Annotated in this window: 11 protein-coding genes and 1 pseudogene; 11 read left to right on the top strand and 1 reads right to left on the bottom strand. The window is 42.7% G+C overall.

The features are described from left to right. Positions 1-4 precede the first annotated feature (4 nt). The 8 genes and pseudogenes from AB2N10_RS06925 to AB2N10_RS06890 all read left to right on the top strand — a co-directional run bounded on the left by AB2N10_RS06925 (position 5) and on the right by AB2N10_RS06890 (position 6224). Positions 5-313, top strand: coding sequence for an integration host factor subunit alpha (locus AB2N10_RS06925; protein WP_354624551.1), 309 nt, complete (start codon positions 5-7; stop codon positions 311-313). A gap of 462 nt (positions 314-775) precedes the next feature. Continuing rightward, positions 776-1225: a transcriptional regulator NrdR gene (gene nrdR, locus AB2N10_RS06920; protein WP_354624550.1), complete on the top strand. Its 450-nt coding sequence runs from the start codon at positions 776-778 to the stop codon at positions 1223-1225. Positions 1226-1476: 251 nt separating this feature from the next. Then, on the top strand, positions 1477-2622 hold the full coding sequence (ribD, locus tag AB2N10_RS06915; protein ID WP_354624549.1) for a bifunctional diaminohydroxyphosphoribosylaminopyrimidine deaminase/5-amino-6-(5-phosphoribosylamino)uracil reductase RibD: 1146 nt from the start codon (positions 1477-1479) through the stop codon (positions 2620-2622). Position 2623: 1 nt separating this feature from the next. Beyond that, on the top strand, positions 2624-3286 hold the full coding sequence (locus AB2N10_RS06910) for a riboflavin synthase (RefSeq protein ID WP_354624548.1): 663 nt from the start codon (positions 2624-2626) through the stop codon (positions 3284-3286). Positions 3287-3361: 75 nt separating this feature from the next. Beyond that, complete coding sequence (gene ribBA / locus AB2N10_RS06905; RefSeq protein ID WP_354624547.1) at positions 3362-4468, top strand: bifunctional 3,4-dihydroxy-2-butanone-4-phosphate synthase/GTP cyclohydrolase II; 1107 nt, start codon at positions 3362-3364, stop codon at positions 4466-4468. 58 nt (positions 4469-4526) lie between these two features. Beyond that, positions 4527-4994 carry a 6,7-dimethyl-8-ribityllumazine synthase gene (gene ribE, locus AB2N10_RS06900; protein ID WP_369434540.1) on the top strand — a complete coding sequence of 156 codons (468 nt, stop codon included), beginning with the start codon at positions 4527-4529 and terminating at the stop codon, positions 4992-4994. Between the two features lie 5 nt (positions 4995-4999). Next, positions 5000-5431: a transcription antitermination factor NusB gene (gene nusB, locus AB2N10_RS06895; RefSeq protein ID WP_354624566.1), complete on the top strand. Its 432-nt coding sequence runs from the start codon at positions 5000-5002 to the stop codon at positions 5429-5431. A 73-nt stretch (positions 5432-5504) separates the two neighbouring features. After that, positions 5505-6224, top strand: a pseudogene (locus AB2N10_RS06890) (DUF445 domain-containing protein). A gap of 210 nt (positions 6225-6434) precedes the next feature. Here the strand turns inward: AB2N10_RS06890 and msrA are convergent. Continuing rightward, positions 6435-6971 carry a peptide-methionine (S)-S-oxide reductase MsrA gene (msrA, locus tag AB2N10_RS06885; RefSeq protein WP_354624544.1) on the bottom strand — a complete coding sequence of 179 codons (537 nt, stop codon included), beginning with the start codon at positions 6969-6971 and terminating at the stop codon, positions 6435-6437. 602 nt (positions 6972-7573) lie between these two features. On the opposite strand from msrA, the gene AB2N10_RS06880 reads away from it, so the two are divergent. The 3 genes from AB2N10_RS06880 to AB2N10_RS06870 all read left to right on the top strand — a co-directional run bounded on the left by AB2N10_RS06880 (position 7574) and on the right by AB2N10_RS06870 (position 21702). Continuing rightward, positions 7574-17863: a tandem-95 repeat protein gene (locus tag AB2N10_RS06880; protein ID WP_369434539.1), complete on the top strand. Its 10290-nt coding sequence runs from the start codon at positions 7574-7576 to the stop codon at positions 17861-17863. Between the two features lie 298 nt (positions 17864-18161). Further along, positions 18162-20342: a type I secretion system permease/ATPase gene (locus AB2N10_RS06875; RefSeq protein ID WP_354624542.1), complete on the top strand. Its 2181-nt coding sequence runs from the start codon at positions 18162-18164 to the stop codon at positions 20340-20342. Next, the gene (locus tag AB2N10_RS06870; RefSeq protein ID WP_354624541.1) at positions 20329-21702 is read left to right on the top strand and encodes an HlyD family type I secretion periplasmic adaptor subunit; all 1374 of its coding nucleotides are present in this window, start codon (positions 20329-20331) and stop codon (positions 21700-21702) included. The genes AB2N10_RS06875 and AB2N10_RS06870 overlap by 14 nt, the downstream gene beginning before the upstream one ends. Positions 21703-21722: the final 20 nt, after the last annotated feature.

The following is a 21722-nucleotide window of genomic DNA, read 5'->3' as shown; positions in this document are numbered from 1 at the left end:
TTTTATGGCACTGACTAAAGCTGATATATCAACCCATTTATCTGAAAAAATAGGCCTAAGTAAAAAAGAGGCAAAAGAGTTTGTCGAATCTTTTTTTGAGGAGATTAAAGCAACACTGGAAAGTGGAGAAGCTGTCAAAATTTCTGGTTTTGGTGGCTTTGAGCTAAAGGATAAAAGTGAACGTCCGGGTCGTAACCCTAAAACTGGTGAAGATATTCCAATTGCCGCACGCCGGGTTGTTACCTTTCGAGCGGGGCAAAAATTAAAGGAACTAGTTGAAGAAAAGTTGCCCGATAGCGAAGATAAACTTTAGTTATATGAGCAAAAATAAAAAAACCGCATTTGCGGTTTTTTTTTATTTAAAAAACTGTTTTTGTTAAAGTAGCAAGTATCATTGTCAATAAATGTTATACCAATCGGATTAAGTATGTGATCTAATACCAATTCCGGTAAGTATGTGACCTAGATTTTGCGCAGGAAAAACAGCTTAATTCAAGGCGTAATTTGACGTAAATGGTTATTCCCTTTGCGAAAATTACAACGCAGCAGTAAGTTGTTTTAACCAGTAAAATAGATCAGCTATTTATCGGAATTGGTATAAATTTTGCGCCGGAAAAATGGCTTTATTTGAGGCGTAAGTTGACGCAAATGGTGTTCCCTATGCGAAACTTACAACAAAAAAGTAAGTTATTTTAACCAGTAAAATAGATCAGCTATTTATTCCAATTGGTATTATAATTTTCAACCTAGAATTTCCCACTGAGAGTAAACCATTATGTACTGTCCATTTTGTAGTGCACAAGATACAAAAGTTATTGATTCTCGTCTTGTAGCAGAAGGGTTTCAAGTTCGTCGCCGTCGTTCTTGTAATGAGTGTAGTGAGCGTTTTACTACTTTTGAAATGGCTGAACTCATCATGCCGCGATTAATTAAATCTGATGGACGTAGAGAACCCTTTAATGATGAAAAGTTACTCGTGGGTATTCACCGAGCTTTAGAAAAAAGGCCAGTCAGTATTGAGGCCATTGAAGCAACGGTTAATAAATTGAAGTCTAAATTGCGTGCCACGGGAGAGCGTGAAGTTTCTTCAAAAATGGTTGGAGAATTGGTCATGGAGTTATTAAAAGGTTTAGATAAAATTGCTTATATTCGTTTTGCTTCCGTGTATAGATCCTTTGAAGATATTAAAGAGTTTGGTGAAGAGATCGCTAAATTAGAAAAGTAATATCTCTATGTTATCTCAAGGCTCTTTGTTAGCTGCTCACTCGGATATCAGAGCAAGGCGTAACATGAGCTAATTGTGACTGTTTGATTTTCTAGCTAGTGCCGTTAGGTAAGGAAAAATGTTCCAATCTGCTTTGTTATAAAGCCGCTATGTAGAACAACGATACTTCAATTTTATGGCTAATATATTGGCACTCTTTTTCCTGCTGACTTTGCATTTTAGTCGCATGGGTATAAATAGATGGAATAATAATGAACAACGCTCAATTTTCTGAATTAGATACGCAATATATGGCGCGCGCTATTGAGTTAGCAAGGAAAGGGCGCTTTACAACTTCCCCTAATCCAAATGTTGGGTGCGTTATTGTTAAAAATAATGCCATTGTTGGTGAAGGTTTTCATTTACAAGCAGGAGCTTCCCATGCTGAGGTGAATGCCTTACGGATGGCAACAAATAGCGCCACGGATGCAACCTGCTATGTGACGCTTGAACCCTGTTCACATTATGGGCGGACGCCTCCCTGTGCATTAGCTCTGCTTGAGGCTGGTGTGAAGCGTGTTGTGATCGCGATGGTTGATCCTAATCCGAAGGTTGCGGGGCGTGGTATTGCTATCCTCAGGGATGCGGGCATCACCGTTGAAGTGGGGTTGTTGGAAGCCGAAGCTGAGAATTTAAACCAAGGTTTTATTAAGCGCATGAAATTTCAGCGGCCACGCGTTACCGTAAAACTTGCAGCTAGTTTAGATGGTAAAACCGCGTTACAAAATGGCGTCAGTAAATGGATAACGGGCGCTCAAGCACGTATTGATGTGCAGTATTATCGTGCCATGCAAAGTGCTATTTTAACTGGCAGCGGAACGGTACTTGCTGATGATCCAAGTTTGAATGTTCGTTATCAAGAATTGCAGCAAAGTCCTCGATTTGATAGTGACATTCCTGCATCTTCTTTGCATCAACCGATACGAATTATATTAGATTCTCATAATAAATTAACATTGTCAGAAAAACTATTTACTATTCCAGGCAAGGTCTTATTGGTTTCGCTCACCGCGCGATCTGATCTTAATGATAAAGTGCTTAATGCCGATGTTGAGCAGCTTATTGGCGTGGATGATAGTCACGGGCGAATCGATTTGGCAGTGCTGTTGAAGCAACTTAATGACTATGAAATTAATGATTTATGGGTTGAGGCTGGCGCAACGTTAGCGGGGGCTTTTTTCAATAATCAGTTAGTTGATGAATTTATACTCTATCAAGCGACAAAATTGTTGGGCGATAAAGGTAGAAACTTAGTAAACTTACCCAATTATTTAGAAATGGACGCGGTTGTACAATTATCACTTAAAGAATCGGTGATTATTGGCAATGATATTCGCACCATAAGTTATCGAGATTAATATGTTCACAGGTATTATAGAAGCGGTAGGAAAAATTACGGCAATTAAACACAATGCACAAGATATGACGATTAGTGTTGATGCGGGGTGTTTAGATATGAGTGATGTCAAACTTGGCGATAGTATTGCTAATAATGGCGTCTGTTTGACGGTAACTAAGTTATCAGGAAGTGGTTTTGATGCCGATGTCTCCTACGAAACCATTAAGCGCAGTGGATTTTCACAAATTCAAACAGGCTTTATGGTAAATCTAGAAAAAGCGATGCAAATGAATGCGCGTTTTGGTGGGCATATTGTTAGTGGGCATGTCGATGGAGTAGGCGAAGTCATTTCCATCTCTGCGACGGGCAATGCGATAGATTATTGGATACAAGCCCCCGATAATTTAGCCAAGTATATCGCGCAAAAAGGGTCTATTAGTGTTGATGGCATTAGTTTAACGACTAATGAGGTTAATGGTGCTGCCTTTAAATTAACGATTATCCCACATACTATTGCGCAAACGAATATGATAAATTACGCCGTTGGAACCAAAGTGAATTTAGAAGTTGATGTGATTGCACGATATTTAGAACGATTGATATTGGGTGATGAAGCTGCCGCAGAGCAAGTAGAAAAAAAATCAACGATGGAACTACTCGCTAAAAGTGGTTTCTTAGGGTAAAGCCAACATAAATTAGGGCTTCCTATCTTTTTAAAGAATATGGGGCTGCTATAAAAAGCACCACAAGGATAGAAAATGAAATTAAATACAACTGCTGAAATTATAGAAGATATTCGTTTGGGTAAAATGGTTATTTTGATGGATGATGAAGATCGTGAGAATGAAGGCGATCTTATCATGGCTGCAGACCTAGTGACACCCGAAGCCATTAATTTCATGGCTACATATGGTCGAGGATTAGTTTGCTTAACGTTAACAGAGGCTCGCTGTAAGCAACTTAATTTACCTTTAATGGTGGCGGATAATACAGCGGCATATCAAACCAACTTTACGGTTTCAATTGAAGCTGCTCAAGGTGTGACGACGGGGATTTCTGCAGCAGATCGTGCTATTACTGTTCAGGCTGCCGTTGCTAAAGATGCTAAACCGACTGATATTGTTATGCCCGGTCATATTTTCCCATTGAAAGCACAACCCGGAGGCGTGCTTACTCGTGCTGGGCACACTGAAGCCGGCTGTGATTTGGCGCGTTTAGCCGGGCGAGAGCCTGCTGGTGTTATTGTAGAAATACTTAATGAAGATGGCACCATGGCGCGCCGCCCAGATTTAGAAAAGTTTGCGCAACAACATGGTTTGAAATTAGGCACAGTCGCGGATCTAATTGAGTACCGTAATAATAATGAAACAACCATTGAGCGCGTAAGTGAATGTAAGTTACCGACGGAATTTGGTGAGTTTGATTTAGTGGCTTATCAAGATACTATCGATAAACAAGTACATTTTGCGTTGGTGAATGGTGCAATTAAATCAGGACATATCACTAACGTGCGGGTACATCTACAAAATACATTTAGCGATAATTTTTTCTCCGACCGCTTCGCTACGCGCACTTGGCCATTGCATAATGCATTACAACGTCTTGCACAAGATGGTGGGGTATTAGTTATGCTTGGGCACCAAGAGACAGCTGAATCATTGATCGAGCAAGTTAAACATATTGCACAACAGGATGCGGGCGAACGGGTTGCCAATAAACCTCAGGGGGCGAGTCGACGCGTTGGTGTCGGTTCGCAAATATTGCGCGATTTGGGCGTGCAAAAAATGGCATTATTAAGCTCTGAGAAAAAATATCACGCACTGGCAGGTTTTGGGCTCGAGGTGGTTGATTACATCACTGAGTAATAAGCATTAATCATAAAATGTGCTAGAATGCACAAAATTGTACTAATAAGGGTAGAAAATGAAAATAATTGAAGGTGGATTAGCGGCACCACACGCGAAAATAGCAATCGTAATCTCTCGTTTCAACAGCTTTATTAATGAGCAGTTATTAGCTGGGGCGCTTGATACCCTTAAACGTACTGGTCAAGTTGAAGATGATAATATTTCTGTTGTACGTGTACCTGGTGCGGTTGAATTACCATTGGCAACAAAACGTGTTGCCGCATCTAAAAAATATGATGCTATTATTGCTTTAGGAACGGTGATACGCGGTGGCACACCACACTTTGAATTTGTTGCTAATGAGTGCAATAAAGGTTTGGCTCAGGTGTCACTTGAATTTGATGTACCCGTTGCGTTTGGCGTGTTAACGACAGACTCAATCGATCAAGCAATTGAACGCGCTGGAACAAAAATGGGCAATAAAGGTAGTGAAGCTGCACTAAGTGCACTTGAGATGGTTAACGTTATGGCGGAACTTGGATAATGAAAATGAAACCGGCTGAGCGCCGTCGCGCTCGACAATTTGCAGTGCAAGCGGTTTATCAATGGCAAATAACTAAGCTGAATGCAGGACAAATTATTGAGCAATTTATGGTTGATCAAGATTTATCTAAAACAGATGTCTCTTATTTTAAAGAGTTGCTAACGGGTGTTATTAATCGAGTAGATAATTTAGATGAAAAATTATCACCTTATTTATCACGTAAAATTAGTGATGTTGATATGGTTGACTTGGCTGTTTTACGTATCGCTATGTTTGAGTTAACCTACCGTACGGATGTTCCGCATAAAGTTGTACTCAATGAAGCTATCGAATTAGCAAAAGATTTCGCAACGGATGAATCCTATAAATTTGTTAATGGTGTTTTAGATAAAGCGTTACGAAGCTTAAATCTACGTGCAGATATTGCCGCCGAATAATTAAGATGTGCCATGAGTAAAATAGAATCCAGTGACTATTAATTAGTGACTGGATTTTTTTTGAGGAATAAATATGAATAAAAGTTTTATAACTAATTTTATTGCAGCAGTCATTTTAGTTTTGGGATTACTTTTAGGACAAAGTGAGTTAGCCACAATATTAACAATGGTTGGCTTGTTTGCACTTTCTGGTGCTTTAACCAATTGGTTAGCTGTCTTTATGTTATTTGAAAAAGTGCCTTTTTTGTATGGTTCTGGTGTCGTACCTGCACACTTTGAAGAGTTTAAAAAAGGCATTCATGGATTGATGATGGAACAGTTTTTTACTCGTGAAAATGTGGATTGATTTTTAAATGCAGGTGCACTTTCTCCGACACATTTTAACCTAACACCGGTAATTGATAAGGTTGACCTTAACCCAACCTATGATGGTTTAGTGACTGTGATTATGAACTCATCCTTTGGTGCAATGTTAGGAATGTTTGGTGGAGTAGAGGCATTAACTCCCTTAAGAGAGCCCTTCATTAAAAACATGAAGAAATCAATTATTGAATTAACCGAAGATGAAAAATTTATTGCGTTGTTAAAAAAAGAGATTGAACAACCCGATATGATGAATGATATTTTAGCTAAAATTGAGCAAATTATCGAACAACGATTAAATGAACTAACACCACACTTAGTTAAACAGATCATTCAAGAAATGATTAAAAAACACCTTGGATGGTTAGTTGTATGGGGTGGCGTATTTGGTGGTTTAATCGGATTGGCGAGTGCATTGATTGTCGCTTAAAGCGCTTTGAGCCTCTGCAATAAAAGTTGACAGAGGCTTGTACTGTTTTATACCAATCGGAATAAATAGCTGATCTATTTTACTGGTTAAAATAACTTACTTTTTTGTTGTAAGTTTCGCAAAGGGAACAACCATTTGCGTCAACTTACGCCTCAAATTAAGCCATTTTTCCTGCGCAAAATTTAGATCACATACTTAATCCGATTGGTATTATTTTTTTAATTTAGCTTTATATTTTTCTTTAAATTTATTGAGTTTTGGTGAAACAACTACGGCACAATAAGCTTGCTCTGGATTATTCATAAAATAGCCTTGATGATACACTTCTGCAGGGTAAAATACGCCTAACTCTTCAACCTCAGTTTTAATCGTATCCGTAAATACCTGTGATTGAATTAAATCATTGATAACTTCAAGGGCTAATTTTTTTTGCTCTTCACTTTCATAAAAAACAGTAGAACGATATTGTGTGCCAATGTCATCGCCTTGTCTATTAAGTTGTGTAGGATCATGCAAAGCGAAAAAAATAGTTAATAATTCTTGGTAGCTAATTATTTTGTCATCGAAACTGATTTGTACCGCTTCCGCATGTTTAGTTTTACCGCTACAGACTTCTTTGTAATTGGGATGCGCTGTTATTCCTCCTGTATAACCGGAAATGGCCTTAGTCACGCCATTTAAAGAGTTGAAAGCTGCTTCTATACACCAAAAACAACCGCCCGCGAACGTTGCTGTCGATATTGCCATCTGAAAATCCTTAAAAATGTTAGTTAGTTTTGCCAACGGGGGGAAGGATAGCATAAGAGAGCTTTTATACCCACGCTACATCAAAATGCAAACTAAGCAAGGATTAGCATGCCAAGATGCGAGGCATAAAATTGTATTCTACATAGAAATTTTATAAGTAAGCAGATTGGAGCGACTTTCCTTGCTCTGTTATTCGTCTGGCTCCTGATAAAGCAACTTGAGGTAACTGGCTATATGAGTAAAATGTTATACACAAAAGGCTATACTATTAAATGAACGCCTGCATAAATTTTTTAGTAAAAAAGTAAGATAATTAAATTTGTTAACATTGTAGGATTGGTGTAATGAAAATATGTTTTTGTTGTTATAATGTTAAATGTGTGTTTCCTGTAAAAATTTATTTTGCGATATTTCACACATAGATAGTATTAATTTAATTATATAATATATTTTGAACACTGACTTTTAGTAATATGTAAGTATCAGTTTTTATAAGTAATTTTGTAAGTTATTTGTTAATAAAAAGAACTTGGATTTTTTGTTAATTTGCTTCAAACCATTTAAACCACAATAGAAATCGTAATAATTATGGAGAATAGATTATGAATAGTAGCAAAAATAACCCTGCAGCGGTTGATGCGCCCATTGTGGATAATGAAAATAGAAGCGAAATAATCATTGAAAAAACGACTGATGACTTACAACAAGTGAGTGAACTGGTTAACGAAGATGCGTTGACAGAAGAATCGGTAGTACAACTTAATGAAGACGATTTAGCTGAAATAAATGCTATTCAAGCTGCAATTGAAGGCACCGATGGCCCCATTGAGGATATTGAAACCGCAGCGGGCGCTCCTACATCCGATGGAGGAAGCTCTGGACCGGTTGATTTTTCTCGAGAGGGAGCTGAAACCATTGCCACCACTAATTTTGAGACTCAAGGATTTAATACCTCATCGACAACACTCGTCTTACCTGAAGAAAGTGAATTATTTCTTGGTGGCTTAATAAATCAAGCACCGACGCTTACTATTGATAATGGTGTTATTGATGAAGATGGCGGCAGCATTACCGTTCCTTATCAAGCGGCGGATATTGATGGCACTATCGTCTCAACGGTAGCTACAGTACCTGCTGAGCAGGGCAGTGTGACGGTGAATGAAACCGATGGCACGATCACCTTTACGCCCGCAGAGAATTTCTTTGGTGAGGCAACCATTACCTTGGTAACCACCGATGATGATGGTGCGACGGCGACCACCACCTCGACGATCACCGTCAATGATATTAATGATGCGCCAACGTTGAGTGCAGACAACGGCAGCATGGATGAAGACTCGGGCAGCATTACCGTTCCCTATCAGGCCGCGGATATTGATGGCACTATCGTCTCAACGGTAGCTACAGTACCTGCTGAGCATGGCAGTGTGACGGTGAATGAAACCGATGGCACGATCACCTTTACGCCTGCAGAGAATTTCTTTGGTGAGGCAACCATTACCTTGGTAACCACCGATGATGATGGCGCGACGGCAACCACCACCTCGACCATTACCGTCAATGATATTAATGATGCGCCAACGTTGAGTGCAGACAACGGCAGCATGGATGAAGACTCGGGCAGTATTACTGTTCCCTATCAGGCCGCGGATATTGATGGCACTATCGTCTCAACCGTTGCCACTGTCCCCGCAGCACAGGGCAGTGTGACGGTGAATGAAACCGATGGCACGATCACCTTTACCCCAGCGCCGAACTTCTTTGGTGAGGCAACCATTACCTTGGTAACCACCGATGATGATGGTGCGACGGCGACCACCACCTCGACGATCACCGTCAATGATATTAATGATGCGCCAACGTTGAGTGCAGACAACGGCAGCATGGATGAAGACTCGGGCAGCATTACCGTTCCCTATCAGGCCGCGGATATTGATGGCACTATCGTCTCAACCGTTGCCACTGTCCCCGCAGCACAGGGCAGTGTGACGGTGAATGAAACCGATGGCACGATCACCTTTACCCCAGCGCCGAACTTCTTTGGTGAGGCAACCATTACCTTGGTAACCACTGATAATGATGGCGCGACGGCGACCACCACCTCGACGATCACCGTCAATGATATTAATGATGCCCCCACGATAAGTGCAGACAACGGCAGCATGGATGAAGATTCGGGCAGTATTACTGTTCCCTATCAAGCGGCGGATATTGATGGCACTATCGTCTCAACGGTAGCTACAGTACCTGCTGAGCAGGGCAGTGTGACGGTGAATGAAACCGATGGCACGATCACCTTTACGCCTGCTGAGAATTTCTTTGGTGAGGCAACCATTACCTTGGTAACCACCGATGATGATGGTGCGACGGCGACCACCACCTCGACGATCACCGTCAATGATATTAATGATGCGCCAACGTTGAGTGCAGACAACGGCAGCATGGATGAAGACTCGGGTAGCATTACCGTTCCCTATCAGGCCGCGGATATTGATGGCACTATCGTCTCAACCGTTGCCACTGTCCCCGCAGCACAGGGCAGTGTGACGGTGAATGAAACCGATGGCACGATCACCTTTACCCCAGCGCCGAACTTCTTTGGTGAGGCAACCATTACCTTGGTAACCACTGATAATGATGGCGCGACGGCGACCACCACCTCGACGATCTCCGTGAATGATATTAATGATGCGCCAACGTTGAGTGCAGACAACGGCAGCATGGATGAAGACTCGGGCAGTATTACTGTTCCCTATCAAGCGGCGGATATTGATGGCACTATCGTCTCAACCGTTGCCACTGTCCCCGCAGCGCAGGGCAGTGTGACGGTGAATGAAACCGATGGCACGATCACCTTTACCCCAGCGCCGAACTTCTTTGGTGAGGCAACCATTACCTTGGTAACCACCGATGATGATGGCGCGACGGCAACCACCACCTCGACCATTACCGTCAATGATATTAATGATGCCCCCACGATAAGTGTGGACAATGGCAGCATGGATGAAGATTCGGGCAGCATTACCGTTCCTTATCAGGCCGCTGATGTTGATGGCACTATCGTCTCAACCGTTGCCACTGTCCCCGCAGCACAGGGCAGTGTGACGGTGAATGAAACCGATGGCACGATCACCTTTACCCCAGCGCCGAACTTCTTTGGTGAGGCAACCATTACCTTGGTAACCACCGATGATGATGGTGCGACGGCGACCACCACCTCGACGATCACCGTCAATGATATTAATGATGCGCCAACGTTGAGTGCAGACAACGGCAGCATGGATGAAGACTCGGGTAGCATTACCGTTCCCTATCAGGCCGCGGATATTGATGGCACTATCGTCTCAACCGTTGCCACTGTCCCCGCAGCACAGGGCAGTGTGACTGTGAATGAAACCGATGGCACGATCACCTTTACCCCAGCGCCGAACTTCTTTGGTGAGGCAACCATTACCTTGGTAACCACTGATAATGATGGCGCGACGGCGACCACCACCTCGACGATCACCGTTAATGATATTAATGATGCCCCCACGATAAGTGTTGACAACGGCAGCATGGATGAAGATTCGGGCAGCATTACTGTTCCCTATCAGGCCGCGGATATTGATGGCACTATCGTCTCAACCGTTGCCACTGTCCCCGCAGCACAGGGCAGTGTGACGGTGAATGAAACCGATGGCACGATCACCTTTACCCCAGCGCCGAACTTCTTTGGTGAGGCAACCATTACCTTGGTAACCACCGATGATGATGGTGCGACGGCGACCACCACCTCGACGATCACCGTCAATGATATTAATGATGCGCCAACGTTGAGTGCAGACAACGGCAGCATGGATGAAGACTCGGGCAGCATTACCGTTCCCTATCAGGCCGCGGATATTGATGGCACTATCGTCTCAACCGTTGCCACTGTCCCCGCAGCACAGGGCAGTGTGACGGTGAATGAAACCGATGGCACGATCACCTTTACCCCAGCGCCGAACTTCTTTGGTGAGGCAACCATTACCTTGGTAACCACTGATAATGATGGCGCGACGGCGACCACCACCTCGACGATCACCGTCAATGATATTAATGATGCCCCCACGATAAGTGCAGACAACGGCAGCATGGATGAAGATTCGGGCAGTATTACTGTTCCCTATCAAGCGGCGGATATTGATGGCACTATCGTCTCAACGGTAGCTACAGTACCTGCTGAGCAGGGCAGTGTGACGGTGAATGAAACCGATGGCACGATCACCTTTACGCCTGCTGAGAATTTCTTTGGTGAGGCAACCATTACCTTGGTAACCACCGATGATGATGGTGCGACGGCGACCACCACCTCGACGATCACCGTCAATGATATTAATGATGCGCCAACGTTGAGTGCAGACAACGGCAGCATGGATGAAGACTCGGGTAGCATTACCGTTCCCTATCAGGCCGCGGATATTGATGGCACTATCGTCTCAACCGTTGCCACTGTCCCCGCAGCACAGGGCAGTGTGACGGTGAATGAAACCGATGGCACGATCACCTTTACCCCAGCGCCGAACTTCTTTGGTGAGGCAACCATTACCTTGGTAACCACTGATAATGATGGCGCGACGGCGACCACCACCTCGACGATCTCCGTGAATGATATTAATGATGCGCCAACGTTGAGTGCAGACAACGGCAGCATGGATGAAGACTCGGGCAGTATTACTGTTCCCTATCAAGCGGCGGATATTGATGGCACTATCGTCTCAACCGTTGCCACTGTCCCCGCAGCGCAGGGCAGTGTGACGGTGAATGAAACCGATGGCACGATCACCTTTACCCCAGCGCCGAACTTCTTTGGTGAGGCAACCATTACCTTGGTAACCACCGATGATGATGGCGCGACGGCAACCACCACCTCGACCATTACCGTCAATGATATTAATGATGCCCCCACGATAAGTGTGGACAATGGCAGCATGGATGAAGATTCGGGCAGCATTACCGTTCCTTATCAGGCCGCTGATGTTGATGGCACTATCGTCTCAACCGTTGCCACTGTCCCCGCAGCACAGGGCAGTGTGACGGTGAATGAAACCGATGGCACGATCACCTTTACCCCAGCGCCGAACTTCTTTGGTGAGGCAACCATTACCTTGGTAACCACCGATGATGATGGTGCGACGGCGACCACCACCTCGACGATCACCGTCAATGATATTAATGATGCGCCAACGTTGAGTGCAGACAACGGCAGCATGGATGAAGACTCGGGTAGCATTACCGTTCCCTATCAGGCCGCGGATATTGATGGCACTATCGTCTCAACCGTTGCCACTGTCCCCGCAGCACAGGGCAGTGTGACGGTGAATGAAACCGATGGCACGATCACCTTTACCCCAGCGCCGAACTTCTTTGGTGAGGCAACCATTACCTTGGTAACCACTGATAATGATGGCGCGACGGCGACCACCACCTCGACGATCTCCGTGAATGATATTAATGATGCGCCAACGTTGAGTGCAGACAACGGCAGCATGGATGAAGACTCGGGCAGTATTACTGTTCCCTATCAAGCGGCGGATATTGATGGCACTATCGTCTCAACCGTTGCCACTGTCCCCGCAGCGCAGGGCAGTGTGACGGTGAATGAAACCGATGGCACGATCACCTTTACCCCAGCGCCGAACTTCTTTGGTGAGGCAACCATTACCTTGGTAACCACTGATAATGATGGCGCGACGGCGACCACCACCTCGACGATCTCCGTGAATGATATTAATGATGCGCCAACGTTGAGTGCAGACAACGGCAGCATGGATGAAGACTCGGGCAGCATTACCGTTCCTTATCAGGCCGCTGATGTTGATGGCACTATCGTCTCAACCGTTGCCACTGTCCCCGCAGCACAGGGCAGTGTGACGGTGAATGAAACCGATGGCACGATCACCTTTACGCCTGCTGAGAATTTCTTTGGTGAGGCAACCATTACCTTGGTAACCACCGATGATGATGGCGCGACGGCGACCACCACCTCGACGATCTCCGTGAATGATATTAATGATGCGCCAACGTTGAGTGCAGACAACGGCAGCATGGATGAAGACTCGGGCAGTATTACTGTTCCCTATCAAGCGGCGGATATTGATGGCACTATCGTCTCAACGGTAGCTACAGTACCTGCTGAGCAGGGCAGTGTGACGGTGAATGAAACCGATGGCACGATCACCTTTACGCCTGCTGAGAATTTCTTTGGTGAGGCAACCATTACCTTGGTAACCACTGATAATGATGGTGCGACGGCGACCACCACCTCGACGATCACCGTCAATGATATTAATGATGCCCCCACGATAAGTGTGGACAATGGCAGCATGGATGAAGATTCGGGCAGCATTACCGTTCCTTATCAAGCGGCGGATATTGATGGCACTATCGTCTCAACCGTTGCCACTGTCCCCGCAGCACAGGGCAGTGTGACGGTGAATGAAACCGATGGCACGATCACCTTTACCCCAGCGCCGAACTTCTTTGGTGAGGCAACCATTACCTTGGTAACCACCGATGATGATGGCGCGACGGCAACCACCACCTCGACCATTACCGTCAATGATATTAATGATGCCCCCACGATAAGTGTGGACAATGGCAGCATGGATGAAGATTCGGGCAGCATTACCGTTCCTTATCAAGCGGCGGATATTGATGGCACTATCGTCTCAACCGTTGCCACTGTCCCCGCAGCACAGGGCAGTGTGACGGTGAATGAAACCGATGGCACGATCACCTTTACCCCAGCGCCGAACTTCTTTGGTGAGGCAACCATTACCTTGGTAACCACCGATGATGATGGCGCGACGGCGACCACCACCTCGACGATCACCGTCAATGATATTAATGATGCGCCAACGTTGAGTGCAGACAACGGCAGCATAGATGAAGACTCGGGTAGCATTACCGTTCCTTATCAAGCGGCGGATATTGATGGCACTATCGTCTCAACCGTTGCCACTGTCCCCGCAGCACAGGGCAGTGTGACGGTGAATGAAACCGATGGCACGATCACCTTTACGCCCGCAGAGAATTTCTTTGGTGAGGCAACCATTACCTTGGTAACCACCGATGATGATGGTGCGACGGCGACCACCACCTCGACGATCAATGTAATAAGTATACTAGACTCCACGTCAGTTAACTTAACTGTTGATAAAAAACAAATTAGCGAAGCGGGTGATACGCTCACCTACACGGCGACCTTAAGCGATGCCAGCCAAGGCATAACCACCATTGAAACAACCTTGGGCACCATTACCATTGGCGATGGACAAAGCAGTGGCACCTTAGAGTATGTGGTTGGCGCCAGTGACGATGTTTACTTAGATAATAGCAGCATGAGCAATGCGATCACTTCCGTCTCCGGTGGCAACTTTGAGCAATTAGAGCCAGATTATAGCCCCGTTGAGACGGCGATTGTCGATACTATTGATAGCACCACGGTCATCCTCAGCGTCGATAAAGAGCAAATTAGCGAAACGGGTGCGACGCTCACCTACACGGCGACCTTAAGCGATGCCAGCCAAGGCATAACCACCATTGAAACAACCTTGGGCACCATTACCATTGGCGATGGGCAAAGCAGTGGCACCTTAGAGTATCTTGTGACGGGTATTGATGATGTTTATCTAGATAATGATGCTATCAGCAATGCGATCACTTCCGCCACTGGCGGCAACTTTGAGCAATTAGAGTCAGATAATAGCCCCGTTGAGACAGCGATCCAAGACAATATAGATTACACTCGTGTCAGTATGAGAGTTGATAAAACTCAAATAAGTGAAGCGGGTGATACGCTCACCTACACGGCGACCTTAAGCCATGCCAGCCAAGGCATAACCACCATTGAAACGACCTTAGGCACCATTACCATCGCCGATGGGGAGAGTTCAGGGGTTTTAGTCTACGATGTTGTTGATACTGAAGATGTTTATCTTGAAAATTCAAGTTTTGTAAAAAATGTTATTGAAAATGTAACTGGAGGAAACTTTGAAGGATTGAGAATTGATCCTATGATAGTGCAGACCAAAATTGTTGACACTATTGATAATACTTCAGTCAGTTTAAGTGTTGATAAAACCCACATTAGTGAAGCTGGTGATACTATTACTTATACCGCTACACTGACTAATGCTAGTCAAGGTGAAACAATTGTAAAAACTAATTTGGGCAACATTATCATTGCAGATGGTGATGTTAGTGGTACGTTAAAATATGTTGTTGCTGCGAATGAAGATGTCTACCTCGATAGCAGTGATTTAATTAATGCTGTTACCTCGGCCAGTGGCGGAAACTTTGAACGCCTCATTTTTAATGCCGATAGTACCGTTGTAAAAACGTTGATTACTGACACAATAACAGATACCACGCTTTCTATAGATGGTGATACCTCTGTCGATGAAGGTGGTCAAGCTACTTATACACTAACATTGAGCCATGCTCCTCGTGAAGAGATGACCGTTGATGTCGTGATTGACCATGTTACCACGGCTTCAGGTGATATGAACCCTGTGACTCAAACGGTTACCTTTTTACCGAACCAATTAACAGCACAACTTATCGTTAATACTATTGATGATGTTGCAGCAGAAGGCGCAGAGTCCTTTAATATTCGCATCGAAAATGTGACGGGAGGTGGATTTGAAAATGTAGTCATAGGCACCGCTAGTGTTAATACGACAATAATAGATAATGATCCTTTTGCCAATGCTCCATCACTTAATATTACAAATGAAATAAAAGTAAGCCAAGAAATTTCAGTTGCCAATGTTAGCGATACAAATAGTGGCTTTATCGTCAGCGCATTTAATGCAGCAGGTAAGGCAACAACTATTAGTGTTGAGAAAAATACAAATCACGATGGTTTCGGTGTGAGTGGAGCGGCTAGTGGTGCGGATGCAGAGTTAGGTTATAAAAGTAATAATAATAACGAGAAAGGTCAATCGGAATCCCTTGTAGTTAAATTTGAGCAAGATGTCTCTTCAGTTGATGTTGCTTTTTCTTGGAAAAACTCCAACGAATCTGCAGCCTATGAGTTTAGGAAAGATGGGGCAGTTGTTGGATCGGGGGTGCACAAAGGTGGAACTGATCGTATTGATCCCGCTTTAACTTTTAAACCCAATAATGGTTCGTCTTTTGATGAGATCATTTTCACTGCTCCTTTTAAAGATGATGATTATTTAATTAATTCGATAACCTTCGAAAAAGCGGTTAACGTTACCGATGACATTATCGTTGATGAAGGTACTTCAGTCAGTCTACAAATAGCTACAGCCTTAAACGATGTTGATGGTTCTGAAACCCTCTCTGTTGTAATAAACGACATTCCAGTGGGCTTTACATTGACGGATGGCATTCATCTCTTTACGGCGGACTCTTTTACTACAAGCATAGATATATCAAACTGGTCTTTAGATAATATTGAATTGAAGACTATTAATGTCGAAGCTCCGACAAGCTATACATTAAATGTAGTATCGACTGCGACAGAAAGTTCTAATGGAGATACCAATTCAATATCTTCACCTATCAATATTACTGTCAATAATAGTTCTTCAGCACTATCTGTTATTACTGCTATTGCTGCTGATACCGTGAGTGATCTTGTGACTGAAGATGATGATGATATTATCTCTGTGCAAGGCCAGATTCGGCACGATATTAATACCGCCAATGGTGATGATAAACTTTTTGTTGGTGATGATATTACAAATTCAGCGGTTATCAGAATGGGGAAAGGGGATGACTTATTGACCTTTAACCAATCAATGCAGGAGTTATCAACGCTCAATGCTGGGACTGTTGACATGGGCGCAGGCAAAGATACGATTGTTTTTGCACTGGGGTACTCTAACGATTTCACATACACAAAAGTCGGCAGTACTTTGCAAATTCAAAACACTAATTCCGATGTTTCATTGAGTGTAAAAAATGTTGAAAACATCTATTTTGGTGGGGATAACAAAACCTATAATGTGAGTAGTGCCGATGTTAAAGAAGGCGTATTCATCGATGGTATAGTCTCCGGACTTAACTACTCTACATCTTCAGGTATAACAGGGTTAACAGGGGATAATGGCTCTTTCAATTATGTTTCAGGTGATACGGTCACCTTCAAGCTAGGTGAAGTTGTGCTTGGCTCTGTGGATACAGATAGTATCAATGATGAGCAAATTTTCTTGCAAGATTTAGCTAATGTAGCGAGAACGGATGTTAATGATGAATATGTCGAAAACATGGCGGTACTATTGCAGTCCTTAGACTCTGATGGTGATGCCTATAATGGCATTGTTATTACACAGGCGATGCGTGATGCCTTTTCAGATAATGATTTTGATTTATCAACTATCTCAGAGCAGGATCTTATTGCAATTATTGAAGAAACTGGACACTCAGCTATTTCCGAAGATGCTGCCATGGTGCATGTTCAAGATATGCTTGAGATTTACGCCGATTATGATGAAACTGATTTTGATGCACGTATTGAGGATGATTTTAACCTAGTATCTACATATATCAGTGAAACGCCCACATCAGTGATAAATGATTCAGGTAATGAAGTGTTTGCAAATAAAACTGAATTCGATATGGATGATGCACTGCAGCTTGAAATTAGTGATATTCTGCATGTTGAACAGGGGGGGCGTTTAGATGAACTATTAGATTTTTCACAGGCCGATGATTCTCTTGTCATGGCTGAAGTTGATAGCGAAACTCCCAATACTGTTGAATTGCAAGGTGAACCTGACAGATTAGTGATTAATAACTTGTTTAATGATGAAACTTCTGGCCCCTTAATCATTAGCGATACAAGTAGTACTGATGAGAGTGTGGTTCTGATTGAAATAGCCGATGATGCTCGTTAATTAGTGATCTAAATTTTGCGCAGGAAAAATGGCTTAATTTGAGGCGTAAGTTGACGCAAATGGTTGTTCCCTTTGCGAAACTTACAACAAAAAAGTAAGTTATTTTAACCAGTAAAATAGATCAGCTATTTATTCCGATTGGTATAAATGTGCAAAAGTATCTGTTCGGCTTGCTTTTGCTCTATAACAAACTTTTTGTATCTAGACCGATGTTACTGCAATATGCTTTTTCTTGCTAACTTTGCATCTTGAGTAGCATGGCTATATGTTTATTTTTAATTTATGAGTATGTTATTGAATGGAATCGACAACTTCAAAGGCACAATGGAATATCGATAGAAATCAAGGCGGTGGCGCGGATCCACTGCTTGATTCTCTAGTTATTCTTAGCGAATTTTTTGGTAACCCTTGTTCTGCAGAAGCTTTATCTGCTGGTTTACCTCTTAATAGTAGTAAATTATCAGCGGAACTTTTTCCACAGGCAGCTGCACGTGCGGGATTAAGCAGCAAATTAAGCCGTAAAGGATTAAATGACATTGCGGCGATGTTTCTACCTTGCATATTGTTACTTAAAGATCAAAAAGCCTGCATTTTGCAATCGCTTGATATAAAAAATAACAAAGCAATTGTCACTTTATCTGAAAGTGGAGGAGAGGCGCAATTAAGCATCGAAGAGCTTGAGTCAGTTTATGTTGGATATTTATTTTTAGTTAAACAAAAGTACCACGGTGATCGCGATTTTGACGTACATATCAATGATACTGAGCAGCATTGGCTGTGGCAAAATATACGACAATCATTACCTATTTACCGTGATGTTATTATTGCTTCCATTTTAGTTAATATATTTGCTTTAATCTCCCCATTATTTGTCATGAATATTTACGACAAAGTTGTACCAAATTTAGCCTTTGAGACCCTCTGGGTACTAGCTATAGGAGGTGGTGTAGCCTATATATTTGATTTAATATTAAAGCAATTACGTAGTTATTTAATTGATATTGCTGGCAAAAAAATGGACGTGAAAATCTCATCGCAACTGTTCGCTAAAGCGGTTGGCATTCCATTAGAAAAGCGAGCACCGAGTGTCGGGGGAATGGCGAAGCAGCTTGGTGAGTTTGACAGTGTTCGTGAATTTTTATCTTCAGCAACAATTACCGCTCTGGTTGATTTACCTTTTTCTCTATTATTTATGTTTATCATATACATCGTTGCTGGAGACTTAGTTATTTTTGCAGTTATCGCTACGCTGTTAATTCTCGCCTATAGCTTCATGGTGCAACCTAAATTACGTGTAGCGATTGAAGAAACCAATAAGTTTTCAGGATTGCGACATGGTCATTTAATTGAAACTCTCTCGACACTTGAGTCGATTAAAGCCAATGGTGCTGAAGGAATTGTCCAAAATGCCTGGCAACAAATGTTGGGACACACATCAAATTGGCAATTAAAAAGTAAAATGTTAACTAATTCTGTTGCTAATGTGTCAAGTTTTATTGTCCAGTTTGCAACCGTGGGCGTGATAGTTTTAGGGGTTTATCGTGTTTCCGATGGTTTAATTTCCATGGGCGGAATTATTGCAGCGGTAATGCTTTCTAGCAGAGCGATTGGCCCAATGGCTAAGATTGCTTCTTTGATGATGCGTTATAACCAGACAATGAGTTCATTACGACAACTTGATGGCATTATGAAACAAGAGGGCGAATTTGAAAATAAAGGGCACCTCATCAGCCGTAGTAAATTAGAGGGGCATATTACCCTTGATCATGTTAGCTTTAATTATCCTGACGTGACAAAACCCGCACTGTACCCGCTATCAATAACCATTAAACCACATGAAAAAATAGCGATCATAGGTCGTAATGGCTCAGGTAAATCGAGTTTAGCGAAAGTGCTACTCGGTTTATATCAACCAACGCAGGGTAGTATTCGCTATGATGGCTTACACCAAGGTCAGATTCATGCGAGTGATTTGCGTCGAAATTTTGGTTATCTTCCGCAAGATATTGTACTTTTCCATGGCTCAATTAAAGATAATATTTTATTTGGTACTCGGCAAATTACTGAGTATCAATTGATTCGTGCCGTGCAATTATCTGGGGTGAATTTATTTACTGATTTGGAATCAGAGGGATTAGATCTACAAGTCGGAGAAGGCGGTAAATCTTTATCACGTGGACAACGGCAAGCTGTCGCACTTGCACGTGCTATTTTACATGATCCACAAATTTTATTACTTGATGAACCTACCGCCAGTTTGGATGCGCGTGCAGAAAAGCTTTTTATCAAATCAATGCAACAAACCGCTGAAAATAGGACGTTACTTCTCATTACCCATAAAATGCACCTATTGCAGTTAGTTGATAGAATTATTGTTTTACATAATGGAAAAATTATCGCCGATAGAGCTAAAGATATAATTATACAAGAATTAAAAAAAGGTTTGCTAGGTACAGGAGCAGACAATGAAAATATCTAAACAAGACTTAGAGATGGCCGATGATGTATACGGCGCAATATTAATTCAAGCACCCAGTATTCATCGCTTAACCATTTGGTCGTTGGCAGCACTTTTTTGTTGTTTTTTTGTTTGGGCATATTTTGCAAAATTGGATCGTATAACAAGAGGGCAGGGGAAAATTATCCCATCATCTCAAATTCAGGTTATACAAAGTCTTGATGGTGGTATCTTACAAGAGCTATACGTTAAAGAAGGGATGTCAGTTAGTAAGGGGCAGAGTTTAGCGCGTATCGACGATACTCGTTTTCGCTCGGATATGGCGCAACAAAATAAAGAGGTTGATGCATTAAGAGCGGATATTATTCGTTTACGCTCAGAATTGAGCAGCATATTAGTTGCTGATGTAAAAGAGTGGAAGCTACAAATTAAAATTACCACGGATAACTTAGTCTTTCCTGACGATCTGATAGCAACTTCAAGTAAATTGGTTTCCCGTCAACAACATGAGTATACTACCCGCCTCAGTAACCTGAGTAACCAAGTGGCGATACAGGCACAACAAATTACTCAACGTCAGCAGGAAATTAAAGAGTTAGACTCTAAAATATCGACATTAAAAACAAGTTTAAATATCGCTAACCGAGAGTTGAAATTAACGCGTCCTCTGGCAGAAAAAAATATCGTGCCAGAAATAGAATTGCTTAAACTTGAACGAAATGTAAATGATATTGCTGGTGAATTATCGGCTCTACGTCTATTAAAACCAAAGCTTGAATCGGCTCTCGAAGAAGCCGTGTTAAAACGCCGTGAAGCCGTACTCGCATATCGCACTGATGTGCGCAAACAGCTTAACGAATTACAAACTAAATTTTCAAGAATTACCGAAGCACAGGTGGGAGTTCAAGATAAAGTAAACAAGGCTCTGATAATATCCCCCGTTGTGGGCACAATAAAAACAATTTATATCACTACATTAGGTGGTGTGGTACAACCGGGTCAAAAGTTATTAGAGATTGTACCGACGCAGGACAAGTTATTAGTCGAGGCTAAAATATCACCTAAAGATATTGGATTTATTCATGTTGGGTTACCTGCCCGTGTAAAAATAACGGCCTATGATTTTACTCGTTATGGTGGATTAGACGGTATTGTTGAGCATATTAGTGCGGATACGACACAAGATGAAGAGGGCAATAGCTATTACATCATCAGGGTAAGAACGACGGAATCGAGTGTATATGGTAAAGATAATAACGAGATGCCGATTATACCTGGGATGATGACCAGTGTTGATGTCATTATTAGTAAAAGAACAGTTTTAGAATATATATTAAACCCAATATTAAGAGCACAAGAGATGGCTCTTAGGGAATACTAGTCGTAATAGCTAGTACATTA

Source organism: Psychromonas sp. MME1 (assembly GCF_041080865.1).
In the GTDB taxonomy this organism is placed as follows: Bacteria; Pseudomonadota; Gammaproteobacteria; order Enterobacterales; family Psychromonadaceae; genus Psychromonas.
This window is presented reverse-complemented; position numbering and strand designations above follow the sequence as displayed.

Coding starts and splice junctions, on each gene's coding strand:
- AB2N10_RS06925 (WP_354624551.1), top strand. CDS start 5: ATGGCACTGACTAAAGCTGATATATCAACCCATTTATCTGAAAAAATA.
- nrdR (WP_354624550.1), top strand. CDS start 776: ATGTACTGTCCATTTTGTAGTGCACAAGATACAAAAGTTATTGATTCT.
- ribD (WP_354624549.1), top strand. CDS start 1,477: ATGAACAACGCTCAATTTTCTGAATTAGATACGCAATATATGGCGCGC.
- AB2N10_RS06910 (WP_354624548.1), top strand. CDS start 2,624: ATGTTCACAGGTATTATAGAAGCGGTAGGAAAAATTACGGCAATTAAA.
- ribBA (WP_354624547.1), top strand. CDS start 3,362: ATGAAATTAAATACAACTGCTGAAATTATAGAAGATATTCGTTTGGGT.
- ribE (WP_369434540.1), top strand. CDS start 4,527: ATGAAAATAATTGAAGGTGGATTAGCGGCACCACACGCGAAAATAGCA.
- nusB (WP_354624566.1), top strand. CDS start 5,000: ATGAAACCGGCTGAGCGCCGTCGCGCTCGACAATTTGCAGTGCAAGCG.
- msrA (WP_354624544.1), bottom strand. CDS start 6,971: ATGGCAATATCGACAGCAACGTTCGCGGGCGGTTGTTTTTGGTGTATA.
- AB2N10_RS06880 (WP_369434539.1), top strand. CDS start 7,574: ATGAATAGTAGCAAAAATAACCCTGCAGCGGTTGATGCGCCCATTGTG.
- AB2N10_RS06875 (WP_354624542.1), top strand. CDS start 18,162: ATGGAATCGACAACTTCAAAGGCACAATGGAATATCGATAGAAATCAA.
- AB2N10_RS06870 (WP_354624541.1), top strand. CDS start 20,329: ATGAAAATATCTAAACAAGACTTAGAGATGGCCGATGATGTATACGGC.